At 73.3% G+C, this 10164-nt stretch carries 11 protein-coding genes and 5 tRNA genes; 8 read left to right on the top strand and 8 right to left on the bottom strand.

What is annotated here, in order from left to right:
* Window positions 1-100 precede the first annotated feature (100 nt).
* Window positions 101-1540 carry a serine/threonine-protein kinase gene (locus tag ABT085_RS38165; protein WP_351619015.1) on the bottom strand — a complete coding sequence of 480 codons (1440 nt, stop codon included), beginning with the start codon at window positions 1538-1540 and terminating at the stop codon, window positions 101-103.
* 703 nt (window positions 1541-2243) lie between these two features.
* Between ABT085_RS38165 and ABT085_RS38160 the strand changes: the two genes are divergently transcribed.
* The 3 genes from ABT085_RS38160 (at window position 2244) to ABT085_RS38150 (ending at window position 4030) form a co-directional block, all read left to right on the top strand.
* Window positions 2244-2438 carry a hypothetical protein gene (locus ABT085_RS38160; protein ID WP_351619009.1) on the top strand — a complete coding sequence of 65 codons (195 nt, stop codon included), beginning with the start codon at window positions 2244-2246 and terminating at the stop codon, window positions 2436-2438.
* Between the two features lie 258 nt (window positions 2439-2696).
* Window positions 2697-3644: a phosphotransferase gene (locus ABT085_RS38155; RefSeq protein WP_351619006.1), complete on the top strand. Its 948-nt coding sequence runs from the start codon at window positions 2697-2699 to the stop codon at window positions 3642-3644.
* 80 nt (window positions 3645-3724) lie between these two features.
* Complete coding sequence (locus ABT085_RS38150) at window positions 3725-4030, top strand: TFIIB-type zinc ribbon-containing protein (RefSeq protein WP_351619004.1); 306 nt, start codon at window positions 3725-3727, stop codon at window positions 4028-4030.
* Between the two features lie 47 nt (window positions 4031-4077).
* On the opposite strand, the gene ABT085_RS38145 is transcribed toward ABT085_RS38150, so the two are convergent.
* The 5 genes from ABT085_RS38145 to ABT085_RS38125 all read right to left on the bottom strand — a co-directional run bounded on the left by ABT085_RS38145 (window position 4078) and on the right by ABT085_RS38125 (window position 4557).
* A tRNA-Val gene (locus tag ABT085_RS38145) sits at window positions 4078-4149 on the bottom strand.
* Between the two features lie 43 nt (window positions 4150-4192).
* A tRNA-Val gene (locus tag ABT085_RS38140) sits at window positions 4193-4264 on the bottom strand.
* A 35-nt stretch (window positions 4265-4299) separates the two neighbouring features.
* Window positions 4300-4371: transfer RNA gene (locus tag ABT085_RS38135), tRNA-Val, on the bottom strand.
* A 1-nt stretch (window position 4372) separates the two neighbouring features.
* Window positions 4373-4446: transfer RNA gene (locus tag ABT085_RS38130), tRNA-Cys, on the bottom strand.
* Window positions 4447-4484: 38 nt separating this feature from the next.
* Window positions 4485-4557, bottom strand: a tRNA-Gly gene (locus ABT085_RS38125).
* Between the two features lie 191 nt (window positions 4558-4748).
* Between ABT085_RS38125 and ABT085_RS38120 the strand changes: the two genes are divergently transcribed.
* The 3 genes from ABT085_RS38120 (at window position 4749) to ABT085_RS38110 (ending at window position 7544) form a co-directional block, all read left to right on the top strand.
* On the top strand, window positions 4749-5798 hold the full coding sequence (locus ABT085_RS38120) for a chorismate-binding protein (protein ID WP_351619001.1): 1050 nt from the start codon (window positions 4749-4751) through the stop codon (window positions 5796-5798).
* Complete coding sequence (locus ABT085_RS38115; RefSeq protein WP_351618998.1) at window positions 5795-6616, top strand: aminotransferase class IV; 822 nt, start codon at window positions 5795-5797, stop codon at window positions 6614-6616. The genes ABT085_RS38120 and ABT085_RS38115 overlap by 4 nt, the downstream gene beginning before the upstream one ends.
* 103 nt (window positions 6617-6719) lie before the next feature.
* Window positions 6720-7544: a GNAT family N-acetyltransferase gene (locus tag ABT085_RS38110; RefSeq protein WP_351618990.1), complete on the top strand. Its 825-nt coding sequence runs from the start codon at window positions 6720-6722 to the stop codon at window positions 7542-7544.
* A 75-nt stretch (window positions 7545-7619) separates the two neighbouring features.
* Here ABT085_RS38110 and ABT085_RS38105 read toward each other — a convergent pair whose 3' ends face one another.
* Complete coding sequence (locus ABT085_RS38105; RefSeq protein WP_351618987.1) at window positions 7620-8141, bottom strand: DsbA family protein; 522 nt, start codon at window positions 8139-8141, stop codon at window positions 7620-7622.
* 229 nt (window positions 8142-8370) lie between these two features.
* Between ABT085_RS38105 and ABT085_RS38100 the strand changes: the two genes are divergently transcribed.
* Both ABT085_RS38100 and ABT085_RS38095 read left to right on the top strand, forming a co-directional pair.
* Window positions 8371-8862 (top strand): hypothetical protein, encoded by a 492-nt coding sequence (locus ABT085_RS38100; RefSeq protein WP_502982912.1) that lies wholly within the window; start codon window positions 8371-8373, stop codon window positions 8860-8862.
* Window positions 8863-9061: 199 nt separating this feature from the next.
* Window positions 9062-9214, top strand: a complete 153-nt coding sequence (locus ABT085_RS38095; RefSeq protein ID WP_351618985.1) for a hypothetical protein — start codon at window positions 9062-9064, stop codon at window positions 9212-9214.
* 72 nt (window positions 9215-9286) lie between these two features.
* Here the strand turns inward: ABT085_RS38095 and ABT085_RS38090 are convergent, their stop codons facing one another.
* Entirely contained in the window at window positions 9287-9847 is a 561-nt protein-coding gene (locus ABT085_RS38090; protein ID WP_351618982.1) for a CGNR zinc finger domain-containing protein, read from the bottom strand.
* Window positions 9848-10164: the final 317 nt, after the last annotated feature.

Here is a 10164-nt window from a genome sequence, read left to right as displayed (position 1 = left end):
CGACGCGCGTAGAACTCGTGTCATGCATAAGTCACTTCGTCTCGCGGCGCTCGCCACCCGGCCGGTCCGAGGACGTCTGCCGGGGCGGATGCCGCCCGGGTCACTCCGGGCCGTCGGCCCGAAGCGTCGACTCGTACCGCCGCTTCGGCTGCTTCTCGAACGGCGGCGCGGGCGAGTGCGGCTGCGCACTCGACCGTCGTACGACGTCGGTGCCGCCGCCGAGTCCGCGGGCCGGGCCCTGGCAGCCCTGCACCACGCCGATGGCGAGCGCGACGAGCAGCGTCACCACGACGAACACGAACAGCCGCTGCCGGAGCAGCCGTGGATTCGCCGGCCGTCGCCCGGTCCCGGTGGTCCTGGGCGCGGGACGGCCCGCACCGCTGCGCGGTCCGGTACGACCGCCGGTGCCCGACCGGGTGGTGTTGCGCGAGGCAGGGGTCGGCCGGGCGCCGGACCGGGACGCGGTGCCGTTGCCCCGCGGGCCGCTGCCGCCGCGCGAGGGCGTCCCCCCGTTCCGGACGGCCGGCGCCGGGCCGCGCGAGGGCGTGGGGGTGGCGCCCCGGGGCGGCGGAGTCCCCTGCGTTCCCGGATGCCCGGGCGTCCGCCGGGGGGCGGCCCGCAGCTGCTCCGGATAACTGGCCTCGGCCAGCCGCCCGGTGGGCCGGTCCGCCTCGCTCGCGCGCGGCGCGGGCGGCCGTCCGTCGGCCAGGCCCTGCGCCTCACGGGCCGCGATCTCCTTGAGCCGCAACGACAGTTCGAGCGTGCTGGGCCGTTCCTCGGGGTCCTTCGCCAGGCAGGCGCGCACCAGCGGGGCCAGCGCGTCGGGCACCCCGTGCAGATGGGCCTCCTCGTGCACCACCCGGTACAGCATCACCTCGGAACTGCCGTGCCCGAAGGGCGAGTCGGCGGTCGAGGCGTACGCGAGGGTGGCGCCCAGCGAGAACACGTCCGTCGCCGGGGTGACGGCCGCCCCGCGCACCTGCTCGGGCGCGAGGAAGCCGGGGGAGCCGACCGCGGTGCCGACGTGCGTGAGCGTGGAGGCCCCGGTCGCCCAGGCGATGCCGAAGTCGATGATCCGCGGCCCCTTGGGGGACAGCAGGATGTTGGACGGCTTCAGGTCCCGGTGCACCACCCCGGCCTCGTGCACCGCGACCAGGCCCTCCGACAGGGCCGCGCCGATCGCCGCCGCCTCGGCCGCGCCCAGCGGCCCCTCGTCGGCGACCTTGTCGTGCAGGGACGGGCCGGGCACGTACTGCGTGGCGAACCAGGGACGGTCCGCGTCCAGGTCCGCGGCCACCAGCCGGGCCGTGCACCCGCCACGGATCCGCCGCGCCGCGGACACCTCACGCGCGAACCGTGAGCGGAACTCCTGATCCTCCGCCAGATCGGGCCGGATCACCTTCAGCGCGACCCGCTGACCCTTCTTGTCGGAGCCCAGGTAGACGACGCCCATCCCGCCCGCGCCGAGCCGTCTGTGAAGCCTGAACGAGCCGACGACGCGCGGGTCCTCGCGCCTCAGGCGCATCATCGCCATGTTCATCCCCGCTGCCCGGTCCGTGTGACGTGCCACAGCTTACGTTTCCACAGCCGCCTGCGCGCAGAGGCCGCGCCCTCTCGGCCGGATGGATTGTGCTTGTGGGGCGCGGGATATGAGGAGTGGTCAGAGAGCCGCACGGCAGAGCCGCTTTGAGCCACCCGACTCGTCAACATCGCGCCAGAGAAGGGGTGTTGGGCACGAGGGAGACGGCGGTCCGGAGTGTGACGGGTGCACCGCGCGGCGGACGCGGACGCACTGCGCGGCGGTGGGCGGCACGGGCCGCCGGGCGGGGTCCGGGGTGTCCCGAGATGTGCGGGAAGTGAGCGAAGTCACCGTCTGGGAGCCTCCTGAACCCCTCCCATGACGCGGAAGCCGGATCGTCCGTACGGTCCTGCTCCCGGCGTACCGGAGTGCGGGTCCCGGCCGGACCGGCCCCGGGTCCCGTGCGGACAGTCCGGAAAAGCGGGGGCACACCGGGCGTCCCCTCGGGGATGACCCCGAGACCTGGAACCGCGTCTCCACCCTGCGGAGTACACCGCAGGTCACGGCTCATCCTCGGGGAGGCCCGTCAATCGGTACGAGGGCATGACGCCCGGCAGGCGCCGCGCGTCTAGATTTGAGGTCAAGCGGCGGGTGCAGCACTCGTCCCCCGAGGTCAGACACCCGCCGCTGCCGACGACAACGCAACACGGTCAGGAGAGGGACCATGGCTCACACGGCACCGCGGACGGCGATCCGTACCCAGGGGCGCTTCGCGCGCCCGCGCCGTACGGGCCGTCGCCACCCATTGGTGGCGACCCTGATGGCCCTTCCCCTGGCGGCTCTGCTCCTGCTGGTCTTCGACGGCTGGGAGACGGTGGCCACACAGGCGTCGTCCGTGGGAGTGATGCTGGGGCGCTGAGCGGCGACCCCAGGCCCGGAAGAGCGGTCCGGGCGGGGACATCCACCCATGAAACCCCGTGGGGACGGGGGTGCGACGGACGGCAGACAATGCCGGCGCAGCTGGGGAGCTGCGCCGGCATTGCCGTTCTCCCGTCGGCTCGACCCGGGTGCCGTGCGGCCCGCCGACCTGCTGTGCGTACGCTCCGGCGAGAGCCGTACGACGCTCCGATCCGGTGTGCGTACGCTCCGGTCAGAGCCGTACGACGCTGGGGGATCCGTGACCGCCGACCTGCTGCCCGCACTCGCCGAGAAGGCCCGGACCGCGGCCCATCCCGAGGGCGCCCCCTGTCTCTGCGGCGCCCCCACCACCCTGGCCGACCGTCCGGACGCCACCGTCGTCCGGCACGCCGGGACCGTCGCCAAGGCACACGCCCCGGACACCGCCCGCACCGAACTGGCCCTCCGGCTCCGCTTGGCCACCACCCTCCCGGACGTCCTGCTGCCGCCGCTGGAGCCGGGCCCGGCCTCGGCCGACGGCCGGCTCGTGACCCTCTGGCCGTACGGCAGCCCCGTGGACCCGGACGACCCCGACGCCGCCCCCTGGGAGGCGGCGGGCACCCTGCTCGCCCGGCTGCACCGCACCCCGGTACCTGCCGCCCCGTACGCACCGCCCCCGATGCGCGGCCCCGCCAAGGCGGCCCGTGCCGTGGCCCTGCTGCGCGCCGCGCCCGCCCCGCATCCGGCCGTCCCCGCGGTCCTGCGCGCCTGGGCCACCCTCCCCGCCTGGGCCCGTGACGCGGCTCCGATGCCCGACCGGACCACCCTGTGCCACGGCGACCTGCACCTGGGCCAGCTCGTACGGCACCCGGCCCCGGACGGCCCCTGGCGGCTGATCGACATCGACGACCTCGGCACCGGCGTCGCGGCCTGGGACCTGGCGCGCCCCGCCGCCTGGTACGCCTGCGGACTGCTCCCGCCCGGCGAATGGACCCGGTTCCTGACCGCCTACCGCGCGGCGGCGGGCCCCGCCGTGCCCGCGGACGGCGACCCTTGGCCCGCCCTGGACGTCCCGGCCCGTGCCCTGACCGTGCAGAGCGCCGCCCGGGCCGTGGCCAAGGCGATCGCCGCGGACCGGCCCCTGGACGAAGTGGAACTGTCCGTTGTCGACGCTTGTGTCCGAATGGGCGCGATCCCCGCGGAGTTGGGAGGGGACTTCGCGAAGTAGGGTGCAACCGACCGCGGCCGGGCAGAGTCTGTCCCGGTGAGACGCGAAGCAGGACCGATCGACGAGGAGTTGAGCCGACCATGCAGTGTCCGAAGTGCCATGCGCCGATGCACACGTACAACCGCAACGGTGTCCAGATCGAGCAGTGCAGTGGCTGCCGGGGGATCTTTCTCGACTACGGCGAGCTGGAGGCGCTGACCCGACTGGAGTCCCAGTGGACCCAGCCCGCGCCGCCGCCGGCCGCTCCGCAGGCGTACCCCGCGCCGTCGGCGCCCGCCTGGGGCGCTCCGCACGGCGGCGGGCACGGCGGCGGCCACCACGGCGGCGGGCACTACGGGGGCCACCACCGTCACAAGAGCTTCGGCCACATGCTGTTCTCGTCCTGACACGAGAAATCCCCCGGCCGTACGAGACGGCCGGGGGATCCGGTGTGTGGACGATACTGGGATTGAACCAGTGACCTCTTCCGTGTCAGGGAAGCGCTCTCCCGCTGAGCTAATCGTCCTCGGGACCACGATGACTCCAGGGAGCCGATCATGGGCACTGCGTGCGCGATACTGGGATTGAACCAGTGACCTCTTCCGTGTCAGGGAAGCGCTCTCCCGCTGAGCTAATCGCGCGGGGATCCTTGCGGATCGAAGCCCTCTCGGGCCAGTGGACGATACTGGGATTGAACCAGTGACCTCTTCCGTGTCAGGGAAGCGCTCTCCCGCTGAGCTAATCGTCCTTGGAGGTGGAGACGGGATTTGAACCCGTGTAGACGGCTTTGCAGGCCGTTGCCTCGCCTCTCGGCCACTCCACCAGGAGTGTAGGGGATCGGGAAGACCCCTAGTTCCTTCGAGCGGACGACGAGGCTCGAACTCGCGACCTCAACCTTGGCAAGGTTGCGCTCTACCAACTGAGCTACGTCCGCTTGTCGTTTCCGTTCCGCTTGCGCGTCCCGGCGACGTGTTGAACTCTAGCGGATTCCCGGGCCAGCACAAAAACGCGTTTGCGCAGCGTGCTGCCCTGCGTCTCCCCGCGGACCTGACGAGGCCCCCCGCAAGAGCTCCGCACAAGGACACGGCAGGGCCACCTGAACGTCACCCGCCTAGACTCTTCAGCGTGCTCGACCTCCCTCCCCTCGCCCGCTTCGGCGACCGTGTCGCCACCGGCCTGCTCGATGTGACCAGCGACCCCGCGGCCCTGGACTCGGCCGGCTTCTGGGCCGTCTGTGCCGACTTCGAGGGCCGTCTGACCTGCGCCCGGTTCGCGGACGTACGGAGGGAGCCGGTCCCGGCGCCGGTACCGGGAGGCTGGCGCGGACCGGCGGTCGCCGACTGGACCTCCTCCCTGGACCGCGCCGCCTACACGGCCGGCGTCCGGCGGATCCGCGAGCACATCGCGGCCGGCGAGGTGTACCAGGCGAACCTCTGCCGGGTGCTGTCCGCGCCGGTGGCGCCCGACGCCGATGTGGCCGCCCTCACCGCGCTGCTCGCCCGCGGCAACCCGGCACCGTATGCAGGAACGATTCGGCTGCCCCGGCACGGCGTGGAGATCGCCACTGCCTCGCCCGAGCTCTTCCTGCGCCGCGACGGCCGCACGGTCGAGTCCGGACCGATCAAGGGCACCGGCCGCACCGAGGCGGACCTGCTGGAGAAGGACTACGCCGAGAACGTGATGATCGTGGACCTGGTCCGCAACGACATCGGGCAGGTCTGCGCCACAGGCAGCGTCGGCGTCCCCGACCTGTGCGCCGTCGAGAAGCACCCCGGCCTGGTCCACCTCGTCTCCACGGTCCGCGGCGAACTGCGCCCGGACACCGGCTGGCCGGAACTGCTCGCCGCCGCCTTTCCGCCCGGCTCGGTCACCGGCGCACCCAAGTCCAGCGCCCTGCGGATCATCTCCGCCCTGGAGACGGCGCCCCGCGGCCCGTACTGCGGCGGCATCGGCTGGGTCGACGCCGACCGCGGCGAGGGCGAGCTGGCCGTCGGCATCCGCACCTTCTGGATCGACCGCGCCGAAGGCGTCCTGCGCTTCGGCACCGGAGCCGGCATCACCTGGGGGTCCGACCCCGAGGCGGAGTGGCGGGAGACCGAACTGAAGGCGTCCCGGCTGCTCGCGGTAGCGTCGGGAACGTACGGGGCAAGCGCAGATGGAGAGGCACTGACGTGAAGATCTGGCTCGACGGAGGGCTCCAGGGCGCCGAGTCCGCCCGTGTGTCCGTCTTCGACCACGGACTGACCGTGGGCGACGGCATCTTCGAGACGGTGAAGACGGTCGAAGGCAGGCCCTTCGCGCTCACCCGGCACCTCGACCGGCTCACCCGGTCCGCGCGCGGCCTGGGCCTGCCCGACCCCGACCTCGACGAGGTCCGCCGTGCCTGCGCCGCCGTCATCGAGGCCAACCCGATGCCGCTCGGCCGGCTGCGCATCACGTACACCGGCGGCCACGGCCCGCTGGGCTCCGACCGCGGCGCGCACGGCCAGACCCTCGTCGTCGCCCTCGGCGAGACCAGCCGCCGCGCCGACTCCACCGCCGTCGTCACCGTCCCCTGGACCCGCAACGAACGCGGCGCGCTCACCGGCCTGAAGACCACCTCGTACGCCGAGAACGTCGTCGCCCTGGCCCGCGCGCACGCGCACGGCGCCTCCGAGGCCCTCTTCGCCAACACCGTGGGACAGCTCTGCGAGGGCACGGGCTCCAATGTCTTCGTCGTCCTCGACGGTGAGATCCACACCCCGCCGGTCGCCTCCGGCTGTCTCGCGGGCATCACGCGCGCGCTGGCGGTCGAGTGGACCGGTGCCAGGGAGACCGAGCTGCCGCTGGACGTCCTGGAGCGCGCGGAGGAGGTCTTCCTGACCTCCACCCTGCGCGACGTCCAGGCCGTGCACCGCGTCGACGGGCGCGAACTTCCCGGCGCGCCGGGCCCCGTGACCGCCAAGGCCATGCGGATCTTCGACGAGCGGTCGGGGCACGACCTCGATCCCTGACCGAGGCATGTGTGACGCGCGACACGGGCAGGCGCGGGGAGGTGGGGCGTCCCGGGAAACAATTCGGCTGTCCCGAGGCGCGGTACCGGGTAGAACACCCCTGATGACCACGACACTGCGGCCGACCGAGCCGCTCCAGCGCGCCGCCGACGGACCGCGCTCACGCCACTACCAGGTGTGCGTGAACAGCCGTCCCGTGGGCGCGATCCACCTCGGCACCTCCCCGAGCCTCGGCGAGTCGGTGGCCCGCATCCTGGACCTGCGCATCGAGGAGCCGGACCGCCGGCGCGGCCGGGGCACGGTCGCCGCGCTCGCCGCCGAGGAGGTGGTGCGCGGCTGGGGCTGCCGGCAGATCGAGGCGATCGTCCCCGAGGACGCCCCGACGGCGTCCCGGCTCGCCACGAACCTGGGTTACGTCCTGCGCAACCGCATCATGGCCAAACCGCTCTCCGGCGCCGCGCCGCAGCTGCCCGCCGGCAGCCGGGCGCGGCCCATGACGGAGGTCGAGTTCGAGACCTGGCATGCGTACGAGGCGCAGGCGTACGCGCGGGAGTGGATCGAGCGGGGCCTGCCCGAGGCCGAGGCGTACGCCAAGTCGCGCCGGGACCACGCGCATCTGCAGGCGCAGGGGGCCGCCACCCCGGGCAACACGTTCAGCGTCCTGGAGCACGAGGGGACCCGGGTGGGCGTCCTGTGGCTGGGGTGGCGCGACGGCGGTGCCTTCGTCTACGACGTGGAGGTCGACGCCGGCCGTCGCGGCCACGGCCACGGCCGTACGCTCATGCTGCTGGCGGAGGTCCAGGCGATCGCCGGGGGCAGCCGCACCCTCGGCCTCAACGTGTTCGCGGGGAACACCCCGGCCGAGCGGCTGTACGAGTCGCTCGGCTACGAGACCCAGCAGCGCATCTTCTACAAGCACCTGCTGTAGGCCCGGTGGGGTCCGGTGGGGTCCGCGGCCGGATCCGACCGGTCCCCGGACCGACCGCGCCCCGAAGGGCGGCCGCTACCCGGCCAGGAGCCGGTCCGCGATCTCCTCGATGCGCTCGCGCAGCCCGTCCTGGCTCTTGCCGCCGTCGAGGCGCTCGCCGCCGATGACATAGGTGGGGGTACCGGTCACCCCGATGGCCTTGCCCTCGGCCTGGTCGGCGTCCACGATCAGGATGTGCCGGCCGTCGACGAGCGCCGTGTCGAACTCCTCGGCGTCCAGGCCGAGTTCCCCGGCCACCTCGACCAGGAAGCGTTCGCCCCGGCGGTCGAGCTCCTCGACCCGGCCCAGGACCGCCTCGATGTACGGCCAGCCCCGTCCCTGCTCCATGGCCTCCTCGACGGCCTGCGCCGCGGCGAACGCGTGCTTGTGCTTCTCCAGCGGGAAGTGCCGCAGCCGCAGCTCCAGCCGGTCGCCGTACCGCTCGCGCAGGGCACGCAGGTCGTCGAGGGCGCTACGGCAGTCCGGGCACTGGAGTTCGCACCACACGTCGAGTACGGCGGTGGGGGCGGCGGGGTCTGCGGGGGAGGAGTCGCTCATGCCCCCAGTCTCCCAGCCCCGCGCGGCCCTCCCAACCGGGACCGGCGCGGCCCTCCCACCGGGACCGGCGCGGCCCCCCCGACCGGGACCGTCACGGTCGTCGGGACGGTCGGCCGACGGGAGCCCCGGGCCGGCGGCGGCCGCGACCGGCACCTGCGGAGGAGCCGACCCCGGAGATGTCCCTGATGTGGGGCCGGACGATGGCCCGAGGGGGTCCGGGCGGTGCAGGATGGAGGGGACGAAGTGTCCCTTGCCCGACGAACCCTGCCTGGAGGACCGGATGATTGCCGAGACCGTCTGTTCCGCCGTCTCCGTGGCAGGCCTGGGCATCGCGGCGGTCACGGCCTACCGCAGGCGCTTCCTCAAGGCCGCCCGCATCGCCGCCTACTCCCTCGTCCCGATCGGCCTGGTGATGACGGGGGTCGTCGGCTGGGCCGCCGACACCGCCTTCAGCCCGACGGCCTGGGCGGGATTCGGCGCGCTCGCCGCGTCCTGGGCGCTGTTCGCGACCACCCGCGCGGTCGAGCGGCGCGGCGGCGGCAGCCGCAAGCAGCGCAAGGAGGCCCGCTCGGCACCGCGCCAGGCGGCGCAGCCCGCGGCCCCGGCCCGCGAGCTGGGACCGGCCACCCGCCCGGGCGCCCGGCCCGCGGCCGCGCCGGGGCAGTCTCCCGCGGACGACTTCAGTGACATCGAGGCCATCCTGAAGAAGCACGGGATCTGACGTCGGGGACCGCACGCGGGCGACGAGCCCGACCCGAGCTGAAACGACACAGTAGGTCCGGGTCGGTCAGAAAATGATCAAGCCTTGCCCAGTGTGTGATCATGCCCCACTGCGCGCGTCACGGATTCCGGCGAACTCCCGCTCTTTACGGGCGTGTTGATCGCGTGAGCGGGGTCGGCTGCGTCATCATCGCCGCGAGATGCTGGACACGCAACAGAGCGATGCCGCGCCGCAGCAGGACGAGCCGCGCGGATGCCTATTCGCCCTTTCCCAGCCACCGCTGATGATCTTCCTTGCGGTGATCGGGTGTCTGCTCCTCATGGCCTCTTTGCATGACCTGCTGATGCTGTGAGCCGTACCCGCGTTCCCCGGCGTCACCCGCCGGGGATCGCGTCGCATCCCACAGGCCCTGCCCGCACGGGTCTCAGCCCGTGGCTTCCTTGCGTCTCGCCCGGTACGCGGCCACATGCAGGCGGTTGCCGCAGGTCCGGCTGTCGCAGTACCGCCGGGAGCGGTTGCGGGAGAGGTCGACGAAGGCGCGCCGGCAGTCCGGTGCCTCGCAGCGCCGCAGCCGCTCCTCCTCCCCGGCCACCACGAAGAACGCCAGGGCCATCCCGCAGTCGGCCGCCAGGTGATCGGCGATGGAGGCACCCGGGGCGAAGTAGTGCACATGCCAGTCGTAGCCGTCGTGGTCCGTGAGCCGGGGCGTGGTGCCCGCGGCCGCGACCAGATCGTTGATCATTCCGGCGGCCGTCCGGGCGTCCCGCGCCGCGAAGATCCCGGCGAACCGCCCGCGGATCCGGCGCACCGCCGACAGGTCGAACTCCGACAGCACCCCGACGTCACTGACCTCGTGCCTTCGCACGAAATCCGTGAGGGCCCGGAGGTCCGCCAGCCCGTCCGGGGCCGACTCGTCCTCCGGTGCGGTGTTGACCAGATCCACCACGGCGTCGAGGGCACGCCGGGTGTCGTGGGTGATCAGCACATTTCGCTCCCTGGCCTGGGGGGTGGGCGGACGCCCGCCGATGCTGGCCGATGGTAGTGCTTCCCGCGACCTCGACGACGGCGGTGCGCGGACCACGCCTGCCCGTGGAACGACCCCGGCCCCGCAGGCGTTCCCGGCCGGTTCCGCCCGGGGCGCCCGCACGGACGGCAGCGGTGACTCTCTGTCACTGTCCGGGTCCTCCGGTGCGACCGCGACGACCCGCCACCACCGTCATCACCCCGCCTTCCCGCTCGGAGCGAAGGCATGCCTGCCGCGACAGGCACGCCGACGCCGTCACCGTGGGGCCCCACGGTGAC

This window comes from Streptomyces sp. NPDC002265 (assembly GCF_040296125.1).
Lineage (GTDB): Bacteria > Actinomycetota > Actinomycetes > Streptomycetales > Streptomycetaceae > Streptomyces.
Note: the sequence above shows the minus strand (reverse complement) of the source record. Positions and strands in the feature narration are given on the sequence as shown.

Bases quoted from the DNA above. Each gene is read 5' to 3' on its own strand.
- ABT085_RS38100 (WP_502982912.1), top strand. From the start codon at position 8,371: ATGGAGGGGACGAAGTGTCCCTTGCCCGACGAACCCTGCCTGGAGGAC.
- ABT085_RS38165 (WP_351619015.1), bottom strand. From the start codon at position 1,540: ATGAACATGGCGATGATGCGCCTGAGGCGCGAGGACCCGCGCGTCGTC.
- ABT085_RS38160 (WP_351619009.1), top strand. From the start codon at position 2,244: ATGGCTCACACGGCACCGCGGACGGCGATCCGTACCCAGGGGCGCTTC.
- ABT085_RS38110 (WP_351618990.1), top strand. From the start codon at position 6,720: ATGACCACGACACTGCGGCCGACCGAGCCGCTCCAGCGCGCCGCCGAC.
- ABT085_RS38150 (WP_351619004.1), top strand. From the start codon at position 3,725: ATGCAGTGTCCGAAGTGCCATGCGCCGATGCACACGTACAACCGCAAC.
- ABT085_RS38105 (WP_351618987.1), bottom strand. From the start codon at position 8,141: ATGAGCGACTCCTCCCCCGCAGACCCCGCCGCCCCCACCGCCGTACTC.
- ABT085_RS38095 (WP_351618985.1), top strand. From the start codon at position 9,062: ATGCTGGACACGCAACAGAGCGATGCCGCGCCGCAGCAGGACGAGCCG.